General features: G+C 69.9%; 20 protein-coding genes. 10 read left to right on the top strand and 10 right to left on the bottom strand.

The annotated features are described in order from the left end of the window. Positions 1-49 precede the first annotated feature (49 nt). The gene (locus ACY466_RS18155; RefSeq protein WP_463247370.1) at positions 50-1,600 is read right to left on the bottom strand and encodes a Rieske 2Fe-2S domain-containing protein; all 1,551 of its coding nucleotides are present in this window, start codon (positions 1,598-1,600) and stop codon (positions 50-52) included. A gap of 87 nt (positions 1,601-1,687) precedes the next feature. On the opposite strand from ACY466_RS18155, the gene ACY466_RS18150 reads away from it, so the two are divergent. Both ACY466_RS18150 and ACY466_RS18145 read left to right on the top strand, forming a co-directional pair. After that, positions 1,688-2,731, top strand: a complete 1,044-nt coding sequence (locus ACY466_RS18150) for a UDP-N-acetylmuramate dehydrogenase (protein ID WP_463247367.1) — start codon at positions 1,688-1,690, stop codon at positions 2,729-2,731. Between the two features lie 31 nt (positions 2,732-2,762). Next, positions 2,763-3,947 (top strand): L,D-transpeptidase, encoded by a 1,185-nt coding sequence (locus ACY466_RS18145; protein WP_463247363.1) that lies wholly within the window; start codon positions 2,763-2,765, stop codon positions 3,945-3,947. Positions 3,948-3,951: 4 nt separating this feature from the next. On the opposite strand, the gene ACY466_RS18140 is transcribed toward ACY466_RS18145, so the two are convergent. Then, entirely contained in the window at positions 3,952-4,698 is a 747-nt protein-coding gene (locus ACY466_RS18140) for an SDR family oxidoreductase (RefSeq protein WP_463247359.1), read from the bottom strand. Between the two features lie 65 nt (positions 4,699-4,763). Beyond that, the gene (locus ACY466_RS18135; protein WP_463247356.1) at positions 4,764-5,651 is read right to left on the bottom strand and encodes a TauD/TfdA dioxygenase family protein; all 888 of its coding nucleotides are present in this window, start codon (positions 5,649-5,651) and stop codon (positions 4,764-4,766) included. Positions 5,652-5,948: 297 nt separating this feature from the next. Here ACY466_RS18135 and ACY466_RS18130 point away from each other — a divergent pair, with 297 nt between their 5' ends. Beyond that, positions 5,949-7,193, top strand: a complete 1,245-nt coding sequence (locus ACY466_RS18130) for an ROK family protein (RefSeq protein ID WP_463247354.1) — start codon at positions 5,949-5,951, stop codon at positions 7,191-7,193. 37 nt (positions 7,194-7,230) lie between these two features. Further along, the gene (locus ACY466_RS18125; RefSeq protein ID WP_463247351.1) at positions 7,231-8,661 is read left to right on the top strand and encodes a radical SAM domain-containing protein; all 1,431 of its coding nucleotides are present in this window, start codon (positions 7,231-7,233) and stop codon (positions 8,659-8,661) included. Between the two features lie 47 nt (positions 8,662-8,708). Here the strand turns inward: ACY466_RS18125 and ACY466_RS18120 are convergent, their stop codons facing one another. From ACY466_RS18120 to ACY466_RS18105, 4 genes are read right to left on the bottom strand one after another with little or no spacing between them, the layout of a single operon-like run. Continuing rightward, entirely contained in the window at positions 8,709-9,758 is a 1,050-nt protein-coding gene (locus ACY466_RS18120) for an ABC transporter ATP-binding protein (RefSeq protein WP_463247349.1), read from the bottom strand. Then, the gene (locus ACY466_RS18115; protein WP_463247346.1) at positions 9,755-10,534 is read right to left on the bottom strand and encodes an ABC transporter permease; all 780 of its coding nucleotides are present in this window, start codon (positions 10,532-10,534) and stop codon (positions 9,755-9,757) included. The genes ACY466_RS18120 and ACY466_RS18115 overlap by 4 nt, the downstream gene beginning before the upstream one ends. Further along, the gene (locus ACY466_RS18110; protein ID WP_463247343.1) at positions 10,531-11,379 is read right to left on the bottom strand and encodes an ABC transporter permease; all 849 of its coding nucleotides are present in this window, start codon (positions 11,377-11,379) and stop codon (positions 10,531-10,533) included. The genes ACY466_RS18115 and ACY466_RS18110 overlap by 4 nt, the downstream gene beginning before the upstream one ends. After that, positions 11,376-12,617, bottom strand: a complete 1,242-nt coding sequence (locus ACY466_RS18105) for an ABC transporter substrate-binding protein (RefSeq protein ID WP_463247340.1) — start codon at positions 12,615-12,617, stop codon at positions 11,376-11,378. Before ACY466_RS18105 ends, ACY466_RS18110 begins: the two co-directional genes overlap by 4 nt. Positions 12,618-12,698: 81 nt before the next feature. Here ACY466_RS18105 and ACY466_RS18100 point away from each other — a divergent pair, with 81 nt between their 5' ends. Both ACY466_RS18100 and ACY466_RS18095 read left to right on the top strand, forming a co-directional pair. Continuing rightward, positions 12,699-13,439: a TVP38/TMEM64 family protein gene (locus ACY466_RS18100; RefSeq protein ID WP_463247337.1), complete on the top strand. Its 741-nt coding sequence runs from the start codon at positions 12,699-12,701 to the stop codon at positions 13,437-13,439. Beyond that, entirely contained in the window at positions 13,436-14,053 is a 618-nt protein-coding gene (locus tag ACY466_RS18095; protein WP_463247334.1) for a CDP-alcohol phosphatidyltransferase family protein, read from the top strand. The genes ACY466_RS18100 and ACY466_RS18095 overlap by 4 nt, the downstream gene beginning before the upstream one ends. A 1-nt stretch (position 14,054) precedes the next feature. On the opposite strand, the gene ACY466_RS18090 is transcribed toward ACY466_RS18095, so the two are convergent. After that, positions 14,055-15,494, bottom strand: a complete 1,440-nt coding sequence (locus tag ACY466_RS18090) for a dihydrolipoyl dehydrogenase family protein (protein ID WP_463247331.1) — start codon at positions 15,492-15,494, stop codon at positions 14,055-14,057. A gap of 133 nt (positions 15,495-15,627) precedes the next feature. On the opposite strand from ACY466_RS18090, the gene ACY466_RS18085 reads away from it, so the two are divergent. Beyond that, on the top strand, positions 15,628-16,257 hold the full coding sequence (locus ACY466_RS18085) for a class I SAM-dependent methyltransferase (protein ID WP_463247328.1): 630 nt from the start codon (positions 15,628-15,630) through the stop codon (positions 16,255-16,257). Here ACY466_RS18085 and ACY466_RS18080 read toward each other — a convergent pair. After that, the gene (locus ACY466_RS18080; RefSeq protein WP_463247325.1) at positions 16,240-16,572 is read right to left on the bottom strand and encodes a glutaredoxin family protein; all 333 of its coding nucleotides are present in this window, start codon (positions 16,570-16,572) and stop codon (positions 16,240-16,242) included. The genes ACY466_RS18085 and ACY466_RS18080 overlap by 18 nt on opposite strands. Before the next feature lie 149 nt (positions 16,573-16,721). On the opposite strand from ACY466_RS18080, the gene ACY466_RS18075 reads away from it, so the two are divergent. Then, positions 16,722-17,465 carry a mycothiol-dependent nitroreductase Rv2466c family protein gene (locus ACY466_RS18075; RefSeq protein WP_463247321.1) on the top strand — a complete coding sequence of 248 codons (744 nt, stop codon included), beginning with the start codon at positions 16,722-16,724 and terminating at the stop codon, positions 17,463-17,465. Continuing rightward, positions 17,462-18,148, top strand: coding sequence for an HAD-IA family hydrolase (locus ACY466_RS18070; protein WP_463247318.1), 687 nt, complete (start codon positions 17,462-17,464; stop codon positions 18,146-18,148). Before ACY466_RS18075 ends, ACY466_RS18070 begins: the two co-directional genes overlap by 4 nt. Here ACY466_RS18070 and ACY466_RS18065 read toward each other — a convergent pair. Next, a complete protein-coding gene (locus ACY466_RS18065) occupies positions 18,145-19,377 on the bottom strand; it encodes an alkane 1-monooxygenase (protein WP_463252349.1) in 1,233 nt (410 codons plus the stop codon). The genes ACY466_RS18070 and ACY466_RS18065 overlap by 4 nt on opposite strands. A gap of 195 nt (positions 19,378-19,572) precedes the next feature. Here ACY466_RS18065 and ACY466_RS18060 point away from each other — a divergent pair, with 195 nt between their 5' ends. After that, on the top strand, positions 19,573-20,412 hold the full coding sequence (locus ACY466_RS18060) for an alpha/beta fold hydrolase (protein ID WP_463247314.1): 840 nt from the start codon (positions 19,573-19,575) through the stop codon (positions 20,410-20,412). Positions 20,413-20,424: the final 12 nt, after the last annotated feature.

The following is a 20,424-nucleotide window of genomic DNA, read 5'->3' as shown; positions in this document are numbered from 1 at the left end:
AAGGATCGTGGACTCCTGCACCCGCTCAGCGGGCGCAGAAGTCCACTTTTCAGGCGCGCTGCGACCGCAGCTGGTGGCCCTTCGACGTCAGGCACTTGCCGGTCTCGAGGTTCCAGTCCCAGCCGTGCAGGTTGCAGGTCAACGTGTTTCCCTCGATGACACCGAACTTGCCGAGGTCCGCCTTGAGGTGCGGGCAGCGGCGCTGGATCTCCCAGCCCTCCTTGACGATGGTCGCCGTGTCGTCGTGCGCCTCCGCGAACCAGCCGTCCGCGTAGGCGATCCGCTCGTCGGTGAGGCACTTGAAGAAGGTGTAGAGGAACTCGTTGTAGCCGCCGACGCGCTTGGCCCGGAAGCGGGTGGACAGGAAGATCGAGTTGACCCAATCGGGTTCGCCGTCGCGCAGCACCGTGCGCACCAACTCCGCCGGGATCTCGAACGTGTAGCGGAACTTCTCGTTCGGAATCGGTTCGCGGACAATACGTTTCGGGAAGTCGAGCACGACCGTCTCGCCGCCGAGAGCGAGCTCGACCGGGTAGCCGATGCCGTCCGAGATCTGATCCGTCTGCGCCATGATCGGCTCGAAGAGCGCGCGCAGCGGTTCGAGCATCGGCTCGCCGTCGGCCGAGGCCCACGCCGCCTTCTCCGCCGCGACGACGTCGGCCTGGCGCTGGGCGTAGGCCTCGATGTAGTCCGCCTTGCCCGTGGTGAAGATGGCCTCGACCTCGTCGGTGGGCAGCGGGTGTGCGAGCTCGTTCAGCTCGGAGCCGGTGAAGTCCGCCGTGGTCCCGGGCATCATCAACAGGCCCTTGCCGTGGCCGTGGCGGCGCATCTGGTCGAGGAAGACCATCTGGTCGGGGAAGATGTTGGCGGGATCGCCGTAGACGTCGTTCAACCCGCGCAGCTCGTCGTCGAGGAAGCACGGGGGGCCGGCCGACGGGATCACCCAGGTGGCGCCGACCTGTTCGATGTACTGGCGGCACCGGTCCATCTGCCGCTGACGCTTCTGCGTACCGAACGCATCCTTCGCACGCTGGGGCATGTCGTAGACCATGGGGTACCAGATGGCGCCCGAGTACTGCAGCATGTGCACGTCGATGTGGCCGAACGCCTCGGTGACCATGTCCAGGTCCACCGGCCGGGCGTCGTTCATGTTGAACGCGACCGTCTCGCCGTCGCTCACGATGAGGCCCGAGTCGCCGATGGGTCCGTCGGCGGGCGCGCGCAGCGCCACGATCATGACGTCGAGCTCGCCCTTGGGGCCGGACACGGTGTGCTTCACCGAGTCCGTGGTCTCGACGAACGTGTGGAAGCCGAGCTTCTCCAGCTCGTTCCTCAGGTCCGGCACCGGGTAGTCCGGCAAGAGCACCGTGGTGTCCTTGTTCACGTGCTCCGCGAGGTGCTTCGGATCGAAGTGATCCTTGTGCAGGTGGGAGACGTAGAGGTAGTCGCAGTTGCCGAGGGTGTCCCAGTCGAGCTGCGAGTTGTCCGGGAACGGGAACCACGAGGTGAAGTAGGCCGGGTTGACCCAGGGGTCGCACAGGATGGAGCCGGCGGCCGTCTGGATGTGGAAGCCCGCGTGTCCGACGCTGGTGACCTGCACGTGAGTCCTCTCGATAGGTGATGCTCTGCTCCCGATGGTAGGCGCGAATTCGTGGTGATCTCCAACTGCCGGGTAGCGTCACGGTCCGTGACGAGCAGTGCCACGCGGGGCGAGCAGGCCGTGACCTTCGCCGATCTGACCACGATTCACGTCGGCGGTCCGATCGGACGCATGGTGGTCGCGGACTCCACGGAGGCCATCGTCGACGCCGTACGCAGCGCGGACGCGTCGGGCACGCCGGTGCTGGTGATCGGCGGCGGGTCCAATCTGCTGGTCGGAGACGACGGTTTCGACGGCGTCGTGGTGCGCGTGGCCACGACGGGCCTCACCGTCGACGACACCCGCATCACCGTCGACGCCGGCGTCGAGTGGGACCTCGTGGTCCGGACCTCCCTGGTGCACGGCCTCGCCGGGCTCGAAGCACTCTCCGGCATCCCCGGAAGCGCAGGTGGGACCCCGGTTCAGGACGTGGGCGCCTACGGCACGTCCACGTCGGAGTGGCTCGAGACGGTGACGATTCTCGACCGGGAATCCGGAGCCGTCGAGGTGTGGGACAACGCGCGATGCGGCTTCGGTTCGCACCGCTCGTCGGTGTTCAAGAACACCGACCGGTACGTCGTGTTGAACGTCACGTTCGCGCTCGAACGCAGCGAGATGTCCGCCCCGGTGCGGTACGCGGCGCTGGCCGAACGGCTCCGCGTGCAGATCGGCGACCGGGTCTCGGCGTCGTCGGTGCGCGAGGCCGTGCTCGGCCTGCGCAGCGACCGCGGCATGGTGTGGACGGAATCGGACCACGATTCCTGGAGCGTCGGGTCCTTCTTCCTGAACCCCATCGTCGAGACCGTGCCGCCCGCGGCGACGGACTCGCCGCAGTTCACCGACCCCAAGGGCATCAAGCTGAGCGCGGCCTGGCTGATCGAGCACGCCGGTTTCCACCGCGGGTACGGCGGCGACTTCGGCACCGGCCGGGCGACCCTCTCGACGCGGCACGTGCTGGCCGTGACCAATCGCGGCGAGGCGACGGCCGCGGACGTCACCGCTCTCGCCGCGCACGTGCGCGACGGCGTGCGCGAGACCTACGGCATCACTCTCACGCCCGAGTGCACGATGGTGAACTGCTCGCTCGACTGACCACCTCGCTGCGGCCGGTACCGTCGAAACTGTGAATGAGCAGGGGAAACGGACAAACAAGGCACTACTTCTCGTGGTGGTCGCCGCACTGATCGCGCTGGTGTCGGGGTGCACCGTGGGGACCGGCGGAACCGTCGCGAGCGCACCGACGGCGGCGGCCGTGCCGGCGGCGACCGTCGACTACGCCCCGGCCGACGGGGCCACCGACGTCTCACCGACGACGCCGATCTCGGTGTCCGCCGCGCAGGGCACCTTGCGCGACGTCGCGTTGACCACGTCGGACGGACGCACCCTGCAGGGAACCCTCGACGCGACCGGCGCGGTGTACACCGTCACCGAGCCGCTGGGGTACGGCTCGACCTACACCTGGACGGGCGAGGCCGTCGGCGCCGACGGGAAGGCCGTGCCGGTGGACGGCACCGTCATTACGGTGGCCCCCGATTCCATCACCTCGGTGAACACCAACATCGGCGACGGTCAGACCGTGGGAGTCGCGGCGCCGATCATCCTGAAGTTCGACGACGCCGTCGTCGACAAGGCCGCCGTCGAGCGGGCGCTGACCGTGACCACGACGCCGCCCACGGCCGGATCGTGGGCGTGGTTGCCCGACGACAACGGCTCTCGGGTGCACTGGCGCCCGCAGAACTACTGGACCGCCGGCACCTCCGTCGAGGTCGAGGCGAACCTCTACGGGGTGAACTTCGGCGGCGGAGCGTACGGCGACTCCGACGTGACCCTCGACTTCGCGATCGGCCGGAACCAGGTGGTGATCGCGGACGCGACCAGCCACCGCATGCAGGTGGTGCGCGACGGCGAGACCGTCATGGACATCCCGGTGAGCTACGGCGAGGGCAACGAGGACCGCAACGTCACGCGCAGCGGCGTCCACGTGGTGACGGAGAAGTACGAGGACTTCATGATGTCCAACCCGCCGTACTACGAGAACGTCCGCGAGCGGTGGGCGACGCGGATCTCCAACAACGGCGAGTTCATCCACGCCAACCCCGCGACCACGGGCGTGCAGGGATCGTCGAACGTCACCAACGGCTGCATCAACCTCTCCACCGAGGACGCGCAGACCTACTTCGAGATGGCGATGTACGGCGATCCGGTGGAGGTCAGCGGAACCCGCATCGACCTCTCCGCAGCCGACGGCGACATCTACGACTGGGCGCTGGACTGGCCCACCTGGCAGTCGATGAGCGCGCTCGCCTGAGCGGTCAGGACTCCCGACGCGAGAAGCGGCCGCCCGGCGCCTGGTCGCGCGGCCGCACGACGATCGTGTCCAGGTTGACGTGCGACGGCCGCGACGCGGCGAACGCGATGACCTCGGCGATGTCGGCCGCGGTCAGCGGGTCGATGCCCTCGTAGACCTTCGCGGCCTTCTCGGCGTCGCCGTCGAAGCGCACCAACGAGAACTCGGTCTCGACGGCGCCGGGCGCGATCTCGGTGAGGCGCACCGGCTTTCCCAGCAGTTCTCCGCGCATCGTGCGGTGCAGGACGCCCTGGGCGTGCTTGGCGGAGGTGTAGCCGGCGCCGTTGTCGTAGGTCTCGAGCGCGGCGATCGAGGTGATCGTGACGATCAGGCCGTCACCCGATTCGATCAGTTTGGGCAGCAACGCTTTCGTCACGCGCAGGGTGCCCATCACGTTGGTCTCCCACATCCAGCGCCAGTCCTCGAGATCGGCATCGAGCACGGGGGCGAGACCCTTGGCACCGCCCGCGTTGTTGACGAGAACGTCGACGCGCGAGAGCACCGAGGTGAACGCGGCGACCGAGTCCTCGTCCGTGACGTCGAGTTCGAGGGCGGTGCCGCCGATCTCCTCGGCGAGCGCCTCCAGGCGATCGAGACGACGGGCCCCGACGACGACGTGGAATCCGTCGGCGGCGAGAGCGCGGGCGGTGGCGGCGCCGATGCCGGAGCTGGCGCCGGTGACGACGGCGGTGCGGTTCGCGGAGGTGGTCATGGGGTCAGCCTAGAACCGCATGGCCCGTCGACCGGCAACGGAGTAGTCAACTGGCGACGGCGCTGTCAACTGGCAACGGCGCTGTAGTCCGATGCGTCCCCGGCGATCACGCGAGAACGTTCGCCGTGCACGCTCACCGGCACGTCGCCCGCGAGGGTGATGCGCTCGAGGCGTCGGTAGTGATCGTCGTAATCGGACACGGCGTAGTGCTGCGTCGAACGGTTGTCCCACATCGCGACGTCGCCCGGCTCCCAGGACCAGCGCACGGTGTTCTCGAGCCGGGTGACCCGATCCTGGAGCAGATCGAACACGGCCCGGAACTCCTTCGACGAGAGCCCGACGAACGATTTCGCGAAGTGGCCCAACACGATCGAGCGCTTGCCCGTCTCCGGATGCACCCGCACCACGGGGTGCTGCACCTCGAAGTACTCGCTGCGGAACTCCTCGCGGTACTTCCGGGCGGTCGACGACACGGCGTTCTCCGCGGCGGTCGCCGCGTAGTCGAACTGGTTGGTGTGCACGGCCCACAGGGAGTCGGCGAGGGCTTTCAGCGGCGGTGCGAGCTGCTCGTAGGCCGAGGTGGTCGACGCCCACGTGGTGGTGCCGCCGTACGGCGGGAGGGTCACCGCCCGCAGGATCGACGCCTTGGGCACGCGGTCGACGAACGTGACGTCGGTGTGCCAGCTGTTCGCCTTGTCGTATTTCGAGTCGATCGCCAGGGTGCGGGTGCCGCGCGATCGCACCGTCGGGTGCGCGGTGGTGGGGATACCCAGACGCTCGGCGAATGCGTACTGCTGCTCGTCGTCCAGATGATGTTGCCCGCGGAAGAACACGACCTCGTGCTCGAGCAACGCGTCGTGCACGGCGCTCACCACGTCGTCGGGCAGGTCTCCGCCCAGGTCGACGCCGTCGATACGAGCTCCGATGTTCGCGCCCAGCTTCACAGTCCTCATGACGCGATGATGGACCCGCCGTCGAGTCCTGTCGAGAGTTGCGATCACCTCGAGTTCAATGTCCCTCGCGCCCTCCGGCACGGTCGGTGCTACTTTCGTGTCATGGCACCCGCCCGCAAGTCCTCCCCGCTGGTCACGTACGTGACCGTGGCGCTGGGATCGCGGCTGCCGTTGGCGCGCGAGATGTGTTGTCGACTCTCCGGCTTCCGGGGCTGATCGAGCGACGCGCATCCTCCTGATCGCAGGTGAATGTGACCGGCCGCAGCCCGTCACCGTCACCCGCCACGAGGAACATCCGTGTCCGTCCCCACTCTCGCCCGTCCCGTTCGTTCCGTCCCCCGCACCGCCCGCGTCGTCCCCGCCGATCTCCGGTGCGGTGGCGGCCCGGCCGCGGTCGTCCTGCGATCGGCCGTGCAGCACGGCCCGGTGACCCGCGACGTGGTCGCCGCCGACGCCGGAATCTCCGCCGCCACGGTCAACCGGCACGTCACGGCACTGATCGGCGCCGGACTGTTGCGCGAGCGGCCCGACCTCGGCGTTCCCGGCGCGGTGGGGCGTCCCCGCATTCCCATCGAGATCGATCACGAGCGGCAGTGCACGCTCGGCGTCCACATCGGTGCGACCACGACGCGTATCGCCGCGGTGGACCTGCGCGGAACGGTCCTCGGCGGGGTGGAGATCGCGACCCCGTCCGGCCCGCCCCTCGCGGCCCTGCGCTCGGTCGCGGACAGTGTCGCGGCCTTCGCCTCCCGGTGGCATCGCCGACGCGTCCTGCTGGTGGGCGTGGCCGTCGGCGGCCGGGTGGACACCGCGACCGGGATCGTCGATCACCCCCGCCTGGGGTGGACGGGGGCGCCGGTGGGCTCGGTGATCTCCGAACGGCTCGGCGCGGTGGTCTCGGTGGCGCCGCACGTCGAGGCCATGGCCGCGTCGGAGTTGCTTCTCCCCGGCGCGCACCGCGGGGAGGGGACGACGGGCACGTCGCTGTACTTCTACGCCCGCGAGACCACGGGCGTCGCGCTGACCATCGACGGCCGGGTCCACACGCCGTCGGGTGGGCCGGGATCCGTCTCGCACCTACCGACGGGATCGACGGTCGCGTGCGACTGCGGCCGCACCGGTTGCCTCGACGCGACGGTCGGCGATCGAGCGGTGGTGGCCGCGGCGCGCGCCTCGGGCGTGCTCGCGGAATCCGAGCGGTCCATCGCCTCGCTGTATCTCGCCGCCCGGTCGTCCGATGCGGGCGCCCAGCGGGTGCTGGGGAAGCGGGCCGATGCCCTGGGCCGAGCGTTGGCGCTGGTCCACGACGTGATCAACCCCGACCGCGTGCGGCTGGGTGGTCAGGCCTTCACCGCGTATCCGCCGGCGATGGAGCGCGTCGAGCGTGCGTTCCGGGAACACAGCCACACGGCGAACCCGGCGCGGTTGTCGGTCACGAGCTTCGGTGCGCGGGTCCAGGACCACGCGGCCGCTGCCGTCTCTCTCGGGCCGCTGTACGCGGATCCGGTGGGTGCGATGCGTCGGGTCGGGGCCGGAACCTGAGCGAAGGGAACGGTCGGCCGCGCTACCGTCGGGTGTCATGCGATCGATCCGCGCGCTGGCGCGTTCCTGGGAGAGCCGGTCCCGGCCGGTGCATCCGGCGACCCGCGCGGCGCTGGACGAGCGGTGGGCGGCGCTGCCGGAGTCGGCCCGCACGCCCGCGCAGACCCTCGGTCGGCACGCGGTGGGCTGCGAGGGCACCCACGGGGTGTTCCCCAAGTGCAATCTGACGTGCAAGCCCTGCTATCACAGCGCGGACGCGAACAAGGTGCGCATCGACGGTGAGCACACCCTTCGGGAGGTGGACGCGCAGTTCGCGCTGCTCGAGGCGCGCCGGGGTCCGCGCGCCCACGCGCAGTTGATCGGCGGTGAGGTGAGTCTGCTGCCGGCCGCCGATCACGCTGCGGCGCTGCAGATCATGCGCGGGCACGGCCGCGAGCCGATGTCCTTCACCCACGGCGACTTCGACTACGAGTACCTGCACGCGCTCGCCGTCGACGGCGAGAACGTCCGGTTCCGTCGACTGTCGTTCGCGGCGCACTTCGACAAGACCATGCGCGGTCGGCGCGGAATCCCCCGTCCCCGTGCGGAAGCCGAGCTGCACGAGTATCGGCGTCGGTTCGTCGAGATGTTCGCGCGGCTGAAGCGCGAGCACGGCGTCGCGTCCTATCTGGCGCACAACATGACCGTCACACCCGAGAACGTCGACGAGGTCGGCGAGGTGACCCGCGCGGTGGTCGACATGGGCGGGTTCTCGATGGCGTCGTTCCAGCCCGCGGCGTTCATCGGTGACCAGCGGCGCTGGGGTGAGGGCTACCGCGACATCGACATCGACGCGGTGTGGACGCGCATCGAAGATGCTCTGGGTCAGCCGATCTCGTACACGGCCGTCCAGTTCGGGGATCCCCGGTGCAATCGCACGGCGTTGGGCTTCATGGTGGGCCGGGTGTGGCATCCGTTCCTGGACCCGACCCTGCCGGTCGAGGAGCGCACTCGCGACGAGTTCTTCACCCACCTCGGTGGCGTCGACTTCGGCGGTACTCCGCCGGTGCTGTTGGTGGCCAAGCTGCTTCGGGTGTTCGCGGGCCATCCGAGCGGTCTGGTGGTGGCCGGTCGGTGGGCGGTCAGCGCGACGAGGCGGATCGGTCGGCGGCGGCTTCTCGTCGCCGCGCTGCGACGGCAGGTGCGGCCGTTGACCTTCGTGGTGCACCGGTTCATGGACGCGGACAGCGTCTCTCGCGCGTGGTCGCTGACGCAGGCGGGGAAGACGGCGACGGATCCGGTGACCCTCGAGACGCAGGAACGGCTGGCGGCGTGCACATACTCGATGGCGCATCCCGAGACCGGCGAGCTGGTGCCCGCGTGTGTGCAGCACTCGGTCCTCGATCCGGGGGAGAACGAGGAATTGCGGACGTTGCTGCCGCTCACGGTGGCGGGCGTGGGGTCGGGGTCGGGGTGTTGTGAACGGTGAGTTGTGTCGGCAACATCCGCAGCGCGGCAATCAGGGATGCCATCGTTTCAGGGTCGTCCTCGGTGCGCTGCTCCCACCACGAACCTCGCCCCACTCGGAATGTCCAACCCCACCGTGTCTCCGACGGTCACCGGGGTCCCGGCCGCGAGCTCGACCCTGACGACGGCCGATCCCACCGCCACGTCGGCGATACTGCGGAACCCCGTCGGCCGCACGGCCGAGACGATCCCGCGAACCTCGCTGTCGCCCGGGGCGATCATCTCGTGCCGGAGAAGGAGCACGGCGGGACCCTCCGGAAGGGTGACTCCCTCGACCGTCAACTCGCCGAGTTCGGAGCGATGCGTCGTGGCCCCGTCCCACCGACCCTCGATCTCGTTGACTCCGCCCATGAGGCGGTTGACCGCCAGCGTGCTCGGCCGGGTGTACGCGGACGCGACATCCGAATGATGCTGCAGCGCACCGTCGACGAGCACGGCGACGGAATCGGCCAGCGCGGCGGCTTCCTGCTGATCGTGCGTGACCAGGACCAGGGTCTGATCCAGCTCGGCGCGGATCTCGCGGACCAGATCGTGCATCTCGGTCCGCAGGATCGGATCGAGGGCGCTGAACGGCTCGTCCAGCAACAGCACCCGCGGTGATCCCGCGAGCGACCGGGCGAGCGCGACGCGTTGAGCCTGCCCACCCGAGATGTCGGACACCGCCCGATCGCCGATGTCCCCGAGATGTACCAGGTCGAGGTACCGGCGCGCCTGCTCCCGCGCGCGGCGTCGACTGTCCCCCGCTGCCCGATACGCGAACCCGATGTTGTCGACGACGGACATGTGCGGGAACAGCAGGGGGCGCTGGAACACCATGCCGACGCCGCGGGCCTCCGCCGCGGTCGCGGTGACGTCGACCCTGTCGATGGAGACCGATCCCGACGTCGGAGCGTCCAGGCCGGCGATCAACCGCAACGCGGTGCTCTTTCCCGATCCCGACGGTCCGAGGATCGCCGTGCACGATCCGGGCGGGACGGTCAGGGTCAGATCGCTCAGCGCCGGTACCTGTTGCCGAGAGAAGGTTTTGGTGAGTCCGGTGACGGACAGCTCGACACTCATCGCGCGGACCGCCGACGGAGGAGAGCGAGCAGCAGTACCAGCGCCAGCGGGGGAACGATCGCGGCGACCGACAGGGCCGCCACCACGGCGTCGTTCCCGGTTCCCGCGGCGAACGACGCGACGAGGATCGGCACGGTCACCAGTCTGCCGCCTCCGACGAGCAACGTGATCACGTAGTCGCTCCACCCCACGAGGAACGCGAGCAGCGCGGCTCCGGACAGAGCGGGGGCGAGCATCGGAATCCGGATGCGCCGCACGATCGTGGCGGTCGACGCGCCGAGGGTGCGCGCCTCCTCCTCGTAGCCGATGTCGTACGCGCCGAACGCCGTTCGCATCAGGTAGGTCGTGTATGGGATCGCGGCCACCGTGAGCAGGGCGATCACCGCGAGCGTGCTGGGAATGCGCGACCGCAGAACGAGGACGTCCAGACCCAGAGCCACCGCGAACGGAGGAAGAGCCAACGGCGCGAACAGGATTGCCGCCACGACGCCGGGGACGTGCACGTCGCCGCGGACCAGGGCACGGGCCGCGACGGCGCCGAGCGGAGTCGCGATCGCAGCCACCGCCGACGCCAGACCGGTCGAGCGCACGAACGCGTCGAGACCGCCCGCCGCGAGCGCACTACGCACCCCGTCCAGCCCGAACTCGCCCGGCAACGCGTCGGGAAAGGACCAGCGATTGCTGATGGCCCACAGCACGATCGGCACCAGCGGCAGGACGAACCAGAGGACGAGAAGCGCTCGACCGGCTGCGGGCGCCACCCGCGCCGCCGTCACTTCCACACCGCCGATCGACGAAGGAAGTGCACCGCGACGATCGCCACGACGACGGTCAGTCCGGTCGCGACCGTGGCCGCGGCGGCGGCCTGCGGACGCGCCGCGAGGTCGATGGACGTGAACAGGCGCACGGCCAGCACGGCGAGCGGTTCGGGGAACGGGCGCCCGAGCAGACGCGCCACCTCGTACGACCCGACGGTGTAGGCGAACGCGATGGCCGCCGACGCGATCAGGGCGGGGCGCGCGAGCGGGAGCGTCACCAGGCGCAGCCGCGCCCACCGCCCGGCGCCGAGCGTCGCGGCGGTGTCGTCGAAGTCCGACACCCGCGTGGCGAGCGTGCCGGCGACGACGACGGCCACGAAAGCCGATTCCTTCCAGGCGTATTCGGCGACCACGGCGATCCACCAGGGCCCCCCGACCAGCTGGGGCCAGCCGCCGTCCGTCAGCCCGAGCACCCGCGGCAGTAGTCCGGAGTCCGCGAGCAGCAGGGCCATCGCGGCGGCTCCGATGAGGTGCGGCACCGTGACCGTGATCCCCGCGGCGACCAGCGCGGCGCGGCTTCCGGACAGCGCCGTCAGCGCCGCGGCCAGGCCGATCACCACGGCCAGCGCGGTCGACGCCGCCGCGATGGACAGGGTGAGGGCGATCGAGCGCCACAGGTCTCCGCCGAGAGCGGAATAGGCGTCGAGGGACAGCGCGGGTTCGCCGACGAGCGGCATCAGACCCAGGCTCTGCAGGAGGGCCGTGCCGACGCCTCCGCCCACCACGAGCACCACGAGGACGACGGCGGGCAGCACCGCAGCGGTGCTGCGCAGCCGCGGTGACACCCCGCTCGGTGCGGTCACTGCCCGGCGAGCACGTTTCGTCGCCACCCCTCGTCCAGCGGGGTCACCCAGTCCGCGGAGAGCTCCCCGTGCGCGTTCTCGGACAACTCCTCGTACGGCGGGACCACCGGCGACGCCGGCAGATTCTCGAACTCCGCGCGCGCATCGGCGGGCAGGCGCTCGAGGTCGAGGACGGTGAACTGTCCCCAGACGTCGGGCGTCGACTTCGCGAGCTGCTGCTCGGGCGAGAGCGCCAGATTCGCGACCACCTGCGCGGCCGCGGACTGCCCCGACGTCGACGGGATGGCGAGAAAACTGGCGTTCCCGACGGTTCCCTCGTCGAGCGTGAGCACGCGCGTCTCCGGTGGGTACGTGCCGTCGGCGACCAGTTGGGTGAGCGTCGCGGGCCCGTAGGTCATGGTCATGTCGACCTGGCTGCCCGCGTAGAGATCGTCGAGTTCGGCGGCGGACTGCGGGTAGGTGGTTCCCTCCCGCCACAGGGACGGTGCGAGCTCGGTGAGGCGGTCGAACAGCGGCGGGGCCAGCCGGTCGTAGGTGTCCTGATCGAACTGCGCCGGGACCTCCTCGGGGCCACCGGACTCGCTCAGCAGCGCCTCGCGAACGAAGACCGAGCCGGTGAAGTCCGGGGGAGCGGGGTAGGTGAACCGGCCGGGGTTCGCCTCGGCCCACTCCAGGACGCCCTCGAACGTGGTGGGCGGATCCGGGATCTCGGCCGCGTTGTAGACCAGGGTGAACTGCGCCTTGTGCCAGGGCGCCTCGCAGTTCTCCACGGGGGTCCCGAAGTCGTCCAGCAACAACGGGTCGTCGGGATCGGTGAACTCCATGTTCGGCAGATTCTGCGTCCAGTCGCACAGCCACGCGCCGGCCTGCTTGCCGGTGCCGAAGTTCGCGCCGTTCACCCACACCAGGTCGACCTCACCGTCGGTGACTCCGGCCTGACGCTCGGACAGAATGCGGTTGACGGCGTCGGTGGTCGATTCCACCGGAACCCGGCGGAGCGTGACACCCTCCTCCGCGGCGGCGGGCGTCAACACGTCGTCGACGTAGGCGTTGCCCTGCTCGTCACCGCCGAACATCCACAGCGAGACCGTCTGCCCTTGCGCCTGCTCCTGGATCTCGTTCCAGGGGAGGGATTCGGCGACGGGCGCGTCCGAGCTCGGTGCCGCGCAGGAGGTCAGGATCAACCCGGCGGTGGCGGCGAGCGCCACCACCGATCGACGCCGGAGAACTGGGGTCATGAACGTGGGCCTCCTGGTCCGAGCGATGCGGGTGTTGCCGCCTCGTCCACCGTAATCGGTCGAGAGAGGCAGACTGGGGCGGTGACCGACAACCCGGCCTCGACTGATTCGGAGCAGACGGACTCGGCCGCCACCCGGCGGACGCGCGTGAAGATCGCCGTCGCCGTCGCCGTGGTGATCGCCCTGGCGGTCGTGGCCATCGTCGTCGACCTCCCGGACCCGAACGCGATCCGTGACACCGTGGCCTCGGCCGGGGCGTGGGGGATCGCCGCGTTCGTCTTGCTCTACGCGGCCCTGTCCGCGACCCCCTTTCCGGCCAGCGCGCTGACCATCGCGGCGGGGCTGCTGTTCGGCCTGGCGACGGGCGCGACGCTGGTGGTCGTGGCCGCGACCATCGGTGCGTACCTGGCGTACTGGGCCGCGCGGGGACTCGGGAGGGGCGCGGTGGCGTCGGCACAGTGGTCGAGGCTGCGCACGCTCGACGAGATGCTGGGCCGACGGGGTTTCGTGTCCGTGTTCGTCGTCCGACTGATCCCCGTGTTTCCGTTCTGGCTGGTCAACTACGCGGCCGGGGTGAGCGCGGTGAAACAGCGGGACTATGTGCTGGGCACCGCGATCGGCATCGTGCCCGGCACCGTCGGGTACACCGCACTCGGCGCGTACGGGACCTCACCGTTGTCGTGGCCGTTCGCCGCGGCGGTGGCGGCGGTGCTTCTGCTCAGCGCCCTGTCGACACTGCTGGCGCGCAGACTGGGTCCGACGAAGAGTGCCGACACCGAACCGGACGCTGCCCCGGATTCCGACGCGAGAGAGAGCCGATGATCGACAACGTCCTGCGTCGCCACCTCGAGGGGCCGCTCGATCGAATTGCCGGCACCCTCGACGTCCGCGCGATCACCCCGGATCGCCTCACCGCGTCGGGCCTGGTGCTGGGGCTCGGCAGCGCGGTCGCCGCGGGGTTGCAGTGGTGGATTCTCGCGCTGGTGCTGTGGCTCCTCTCCCGCGCGGCCGACGGACTGGACGGCCCCCTGGCGCGTCGACGAGGGGACGCCCACAATTCGGGAGCGGGCGGATTCTTCGACATCACAGCGGATTTCACCGTGTACGGCGCGACGGTGGTGGGTGTGGCGGTCGGTGCCACGGCCGGGTACGACGCCCCGTGGTGGCCTTTTCTGCTGGTGCTCCTCGCCTACTACATCAACGGCACGGCGTTCCTCGCGTTCTCGTCCATCGCCGAGCGGACCGGGAAGCGGATGGACGACGGCCGGTCGCTGTCGTTCCTCGGCGGCGTGGCCGAGGGAGCGGAAACCATTGCGGTGCACAGTCTCTGGCTGCTGCTTCCGGGGGTGTCCTGGCAGATCGCGACGGTGTGGGCGGCCGTGGTGGCGATCGGCGCGACGCAGCGCATCGTCGTGGGCTACCGCTCGCTGCGATAGCTCACCCGGTCTTGCGACTCCGGCGCCGCAGCCACGCCCCGCGCACCGTCGCCACGGTGTTCAGCGTTCGCGAGATCACCGGGGAGCCCAGTTGCGCACGGACATCGGCGATGGCGGCGTTCCAGGGACCGTCGTTGAAGGTGGGGTAGGGGTGCGTCGCCCCGGCGATGTCGCGGGTGCGCGCGCCGAGCCGAATCGCCAGCACCAGTTCGCCGATGGTCTCGCCCGCGCGCGGTCCCACCACGCACGCCCCGACGACGCGTCTCTTTCGGTCGAGGACCAGCGTGGTGAAGCCGTCGGTCGCGCGTTCGACGACCGCGCGGTCGACGTCGTCGTGGCGCAGGGTCTGCACGGTGAGTCCGCGCATCCGTCGCGCCTGCCGCACATCGATTCCGGCGGAGGCGATCTCGGGGTCGGTGAAGGTGACCCGCGGGGTTCCGGAGGCGTCGACCTTGCGAGGCACACCCAGTACCGCGTTGCTCGCGGCGAGACTGCCGTGCATACCGGCCGTGTGGGTGTACTGGGGATGGCCGGTCAGATCGCCGGCGGCCCGGATGCGGGGGTTGCTGCTGCGAAGGTTCTCGTCGACGATGACGTATCCGTCGTCGTCGAGCGAGACGCCCGCGAGGTCGAGTCCGATGCCCGCGGTGCGCGGAGTGCGTCCGGTCGCCACCAGAACGCGATCGAACGCGAGTTCGCGGCCGGAGTCCGTGACCGCGACGCCGCCGGAAATCCGTGCGATGGAGGTGCCGGTGAGAACGTCGACACCGTCGGCCGTCAACGCCGCCGCCAGCACGTCCGACGCCGATTCGTCCTCCTTGGGAAGCACTGTGGCGGAACGCCCCACGAGGGTCACCGCCGAACCGAGTCGTGCGAAGGCCTGGGCCATCTCGCACCCGATGGTGCCCGCTCCGATGATCAGCAGACGCTCGGGGAGCGCGTCGAGGCTCCACAGTGATTCGCTGGTGAGGTGAGCGACGGAGTCCAGTCCGTCGATGGGCGGAACGGCCGGCGACGCCCCCGTGGTGACGACGGCCTGCCCGAATCGCAGCGACCGCGACCCGACGGCCAGGGTGTCCGGACCCGTGAACACGGCGTCACCGGCGATCACCGTCACCCCGGCGGCGGTGAGTGCCTCGGGTGAATCGACCGGGGCGATCTCCTCGATGGCCCCGTGCACGTGCGCCATGACGCGGGCGAAGTCGACGCGGGGGGTGTCGACCTCGATGCCGAATCGGCTCGCCGAGCGGATGGTCGCGGCCGCGGATGCCGCTGCCAGCAACGCTTTCGACGGCACGCAGCCCGTCCGGAGGCAGTCGCCACCGGGGCGGTCTCGCTCGACGAGCGCCACGCGCACGCCGAACCCGGCGGCGGTCTTGGCGGCCACGATGCCGGCGGTGCCGCCGCCCACCACCACGAGGTCGAAGTCCGGTGCGCTCACGAGGTGCCCCGGTTGCCGTCGACGGTTGCGGGAACCTTTCGCGGTGGCCGAGGTGTTTCCACTGCAGAGGTGGTCATGATCCGATTGTGCCCTGCCGAGAGCCACCCGACCCGGACGAAACGGACGCAAGACGATGAAGAGACCCACGCCCTACACCCTCTCGGCGCGCCTGTACGACGTCATTTCCGCGGAATGGCCGGTCTACCGAGCCGGTCGAGTGACCGCGATGGACCTGCTCGATCTGCCCGCCGGCAGTCATGTGCTCGACGTCGGGTGCGGCACCGGGCTCAATTTTCCACTGCTGCAGAAGCGCATCGGACCCGGCGGCTCCATCACCGGAGTCGACGCCAGCCCGCAGATGCTCGCGCAGGCGAGACGACGGTCGGATGCGGCGGGGTGGTCCAACGTCACGCTGGTCGCTGCGGACGCGACGGCGCTGGGTGCGCAGGTCGGCGGCCGCGAGCAGTTCGATGCGGCCCTCACCACGTACGCGCTGTCGTTGATGCCGCGGTGGCTCGGCGCGCTGGACTCGATGATCGCGCTCACCCGCGTCGGGGGCGAGGTGGCGGTGGTCGACATGCAGAAACCCGTCGGGCGTGCGGCCGTGTGGACCCCGCTCGCGCGGCTCGCCTGCCGGCTCGGCGGATCCGACATCGACGCCCATCCCTGGACGGCCATGACGTCGCGGGTGGACGCGGTATGCACGGCGGCCGCGCGCGGTGGCCACATCCAGGTCCGCGTCGGGTCAGTTCGACCGCGATGACCCCGTGATCCGACTCCACCAGCCGCCGCCGGTGCCCACCAGTTCGTCGGCGCGATGGGGGAGTTCCTGTTCCACCGCCGCGACGATCTGCCCGACGCTCGGATTCACCAACGAGCGGGTGCCGACGAAGACCGTCGGCACGGTTTCGTCGCCCCCGGTGGCCTCGCGGACGCGCGCCGCGGCGTCGGGCTCGGACCAGATGTTCACCTCGGTGGTGGAGATCCCGCGGAGCTTCAACGACGCCCGCAGTTTCATGCAGAACGGGCACCCCGGTCGCCAGAGAACCTCGATGCCGTCGACGTGTGCTGATGTCATGGTCTCTCCTGACGTATCGGTGTCATGGTCTCTCCTGACGTATCGGTGTCATGGTCTCTCCTGACGTATCGGTGTCACCCGGTGCGGGTACACCTGTTCGGACACCCCGCCTCCCGACGATCATTCCTATCGAAACGAGATGATGCGACATGCCCGCGTCCGATCTGCAAGCAGCCGATCTTCGCTTCTACTTCGACCCGGTCTGCCCGTTCGCCTGGATGACCAGCAAGTGGGTGCGCCAGGTCCAGGCGCAGCGTGACTACACCGTCGAGTGGACGTTCATCTCCCTGCGTCAGCTCAACGCCCACATCGATTACGCCTCGCACTTCCCACCCGAGTACGAGGCCGGCCACACCGCCGGTCTGCGACTGCTCCGCGCGGCCGCGAGCGTGCGCCGGGAGCACGGTTCCGACGCGATCGGCCCGCTGTACGCCGAGCTCGGTGCCCGCATCTTCGATTCCGAGCCGGTCCCCGACGACGCCGATGCCCACGGCCGCCGCGGGACCGCGGAGTTCCTCGAACCGATCCTCGCCGAGCTCGATCTTCCCGTGCGTCACGCGCAGGCGCTGGACGACGAGTCGTTCGACGCGGAGATCCAGGCCTCGACCGACGAGGCACTCGCCCTCACCGGCAAGGACGTCGGGACGCCGATCATCCACGTCGAGCCGCCCGAGGGCGTGGCGTTCTTCGGACCCGTGATCAGCCGGCTTCCGTCGGACGACGAGGCGGCCGAGTTGTGGGACCACGTCGTGGGGCTCGCACGGTTCCCGGGATTCGCCGAACTCAAGCGCAGCCTCCGGGAGTTGCCGCAGCTGCGCGCGCTCGGGGTGTCCGAGGACGAGGCCGGGGTGCAGCAGGACTGGCACGCGGGCAGCCGGCGGCAGAAGAAGTGACCGCGTCGCGGCCGACGGTGATCGTGTTCGACGTCGTCGAGACGTTGGCGTCACTCGATCCCGTGGCCGACCGGCTCGCGGAGGTCACGGGAGGGTCCGGCGCGATGACGGCCTGGTTCACCCACCTGTTGCGGGACGCGATGGCGCTCACCGCCGCCGGCGACTACCGGCCGTTCGCGGAGGTCGCCACGGAGTCGCTGGACGCGTACACCCGGCACACTCTGGACCGGGCGTCGATCGAGCACGTGGTCGCGGGCTTCGGCGCGCTCACCCCGCAGCCCGACGCCGTGGCCGCCGTGCACGCGGCCGTCGAGCATGGATTCGAGGTGGCCGTCTTCTCGAACGGGTCCGAGGCGAACACCCGCGGATTCCTCGATCGCGCGGGAGTGGCCGAGTCCGTCGGTCGTGTGTTCTCCATCGACGCCGTCCGGCGGTGGAAGCCGTCTCGCGAGCCGTACGACCACGTGGTGACCTCGACGGGGCACGGCGCCGGTCGGCACGCCCTGGTGGCCGTGCACTCGTGGGACATCCACGGCGCGCACCGAGCCGGGTGGACCACCGGGTGGTGTCCGCGACTCGAGGGCACACCCGACGCGTCGTTCGCCGCGGCCGACGTGACGGCACCCACTCTCGACGGGGTGATCCACGGGCTCGCGGCCCTGACCGACGGTCCGGGCCGCTAGGGAGCCGGAAACTTCCGGTGGTACTTCGCTTCCTTGCCGGGCTCGATGTTCGCTCGCGTGATGTCGCCGTCGTAGTGCGCGACAACCCGCTTGTCCATGAGCGCCCGCCAGAGGAACGGGAAGTACCCGATGAGGATCAGCGGGGCGTATCCGGCCGGGAGCTGCGGTGATTCCGGCATGCTGCGCAGCACCTGGTAGCGCCGCGTGGGGTTCGCGTGATGGTCGCTGTGCCGCTGCAGGTGGTACATGAAGATGTCCGAGACGGCGTAGTCGCTGTTCCAGCTGTGCTCGGGAGTGCACCGCTCGTAGCGGCCGTTGGCCTTCGTCCGGCGGAGCAAGCCGTAGTGCTCGAGGTAGTTCACGGACTCGAGCAACGTGATGCCGTACACCGCCTGCAGCACGAGGAACGGCAGCAGTTCGACGCCGAAGACCGCGGTGAGCGCGGCCCACAACACCACGCTCATGAGCCACGCGGTGAGGTTCTGGTTGGACCGCGACCACGTCCGCTTCCCCGCGCGGTCGAGTCGCGCCTTCTCGAGGTTCCAGGCCGAGCGAAGCCCCCCGACGACGCTTCGCGGAAGGAACCGCCAGTAGCTCTCGCCCAGGCGTGAGCTCGCGGGATCCTCGGGGGTGGCGACGCGGACGTGGTGGCCCTTGTTGTGCTCGACGTAGAAGTGACCGTAGAAGGACTGCGCGAGCACGATGCGCGAGAGCCAGCGCTCCCAGGTCACCTTCTTGTGCCCCATCTCGTGGGCGGTGTTGATGCCGATACCGCCGACCAGCCCGACGGTCAGCGCGACCCCGACCTTCGCCGCGACGGACAACCCGCCGTCGAGGCCGAGCCACGACAGGTCGTCCGCCGTGAGCAGGTACGAACCCAGAATCAACCCGACGAACTGCAGCGGAATGTACGCGTAGACGCAGGCCCGGTACCAGAGATCCTGCTCGAGCGATTCGACGATCTCCTCGGGCGGGTTCTCGTCGAACGGCACCACCAGGCGGTCCGCGATGGGAACGACGACGTACAGGAAGATCGGGCCCGACCACCACGCCAGCTGAGCCGGACCCGACGCCTGGGGCAGCCACGTGTGCGCGGCCCAGACCAGGGCGACCGAGTAGAGCGGCAACATGGGGGCGATGAGCGCCCACGGCCAGTAATACCGATTCAGGTCGCGCCACTCATCCGGTTTCCGAACGGCCTCCGGCCTGCCTTCGCCGGTCGCGGACATCGAACGCCGCGGCGCCCCGTGCTGGTGTGTGCCCTGCTGGTGTGTCGTCATGGTTGTGCCCCCTGCATCTGCTCGTCGCACATGTGGCGTCGAATCTACGCAGCGCAGAACGCATTTCCGGCTGCCGGAACCACCTTCTGAATCTCCACAGTTCTCGGTGTCGAAGTTGGTGAGGGCTCAGCATTCGATAGCGTGATGCGCGTGTCGATTCGCGAAGCCTTCGGTCCCGACGGGACGTCCCTGATCTACCGCGTCGACGGCGATCCGTCGGCCCGACCGCTGGTACTCGTCCACGGCTGGGCGCAGGACCATCGCTGCTGGGGTGACGAACTGTGGGCCGAACTCGCCGCCCGCTACCGCGTCGTCGCGGTCGACCTGCGCGGACACGGCTACTCCGGCGCTCCCGCCACGGGATACGACGATTCGGCGCTGTGGGCCGGCGATCTGCACGCCGTGCTCGACCAGGAGGGCATCCGCGCGGGTGCCGTTCTGGCCGGCTGGTCCTACGGCGGGCTGGTCCTGTGCGACTACCTTTCGGTGCACGGTACGTCCGCCGTGGACGCCGTCGTGCTGATCTCCGCGATCACCGGCATCGGCAAGGGCCGCCCCGGTGGCGCGATCGGGTCCGCGATGAGCGCGGCCATCCCCGGCGCCATGGCCGAGGACTCGCGGGTCGCGATCCGTGCGCTCGGAAGTTTCGGGTCCGCGCTGACCGGCACCGGCCCCGACGTCGGCGTCGCCGCGCAGGCCCTCTTCGGCGCTTCCCTGGCCACCCGTCCGCGGGTGCGCTCGGCAGTGTTCCGACGCGATCTCGATCACGACGCGCTGCTCACCGGGCTCGACGTCCCGGCCCTGGTTCTGCACGGCACCGCCGACACCGTCGTCTCCGTCGATGCCGGTCGGCACGCGGCGTCGTTGATCCCGAACGTCGAGACGTCGTTCTGGGACGGCGTCGACCACGGACCGTTCGTCGCCGATCCGCATCGATTCCTCACCGAGCTCACCGGTTTCGTGGACGGTGTGCCGGCCCGGTAGGGGTTCCGCCGC

The sequence above is a fragment of the Rhodococcus sp. K11/5 genome, assembly GCF_055193735.1.
This window is presented reverse-complemented; position numbering and strand designations above follow the sequence as displayed.

Excerpts from the sequence above, each read along its gene's own strand:
- ACY466_RS18140 (WP_463247359.1), bottom strand. The coding sequence starts at position 4,698 with ATGACCACCTCCGCGAACCGCACCGCCGTCGTCACCGGCGCCAGCTCC.
- ACY466_RS18135 (WP_463247356.1), bottom strand. The coding sequence starts at position 5,651 with ATGAGGACTGTGAAGCTGGGCGCGAACATCGGAGCTCGTATCGACGGC.
- ACY466_RS18125 (WP_463247351.1), top strand. The coding sequence starts at position 7,231 with ATGCGATCGATCCGCGCGCTGGCGCGTTCCTGGGAGAGCCGGTCCCGG.
- ACY466_RS18120 (WP_463247349.1), bottom strand. The coding sequence starts at position 9,758 with ATGAGTGTCGAGCTGTCCGTCACCGGACTCACCAAAACCTTCTCTCGG.
- ACY466_RS18105 (WP_463247340.1), bottom strand. The coding sequence starts at position 12,617 with ATGACCCCAGTTCTCCGGCGTCGATCGGTGGTGGCGCTCGCCGCCACC.
- ACY466_RS18095 (WP_463247334.1), top strand. The coding sequence starts at position 13,436 with ATGATCGACAACGTCCTGCGTCGCCACCTCGAGGGGCCGCTCGATCGA.
- ACY466_RS18085 (WP_463247328.1), top strand. The coding sequence starts at position 15,628 with ATGAAGAGACCCACGCCCTACACCCTCTCGGCGCGCCTGTACGACGTC.
- ACY466_RS18080 (WP_463247325.1), bottom strand. The coding sequence starts at position 16,572 with ATGACATCAGCACACGTCGACGGCATCGAGGTTCTCTGGCGACCGGGG.
- ACY466_RS18075 (WP_463247321.1), top strand. The coding sequence starts at position 16,722 with ATGCCCGCGTCCGATCTGCAAGCAGCCGATCTTCGCTTCTACTTCGAC.
- ACY466_RS18065 (WP_463252349.1), bottom strand. The coding sequence starts at position 19,377 with ATGTCCGCGACCGGCGAAGGCAGGCCGGAGGCCGTTCGGAAACCGGAT.
- ACY466_RS18060 (WP_463247314.1), top strand. The coding sequence starts at position 19,573 with ATGCGCGTGTCGATTCGCGAAGCCTTCGGTCCCGACGGGACGTCCCTG.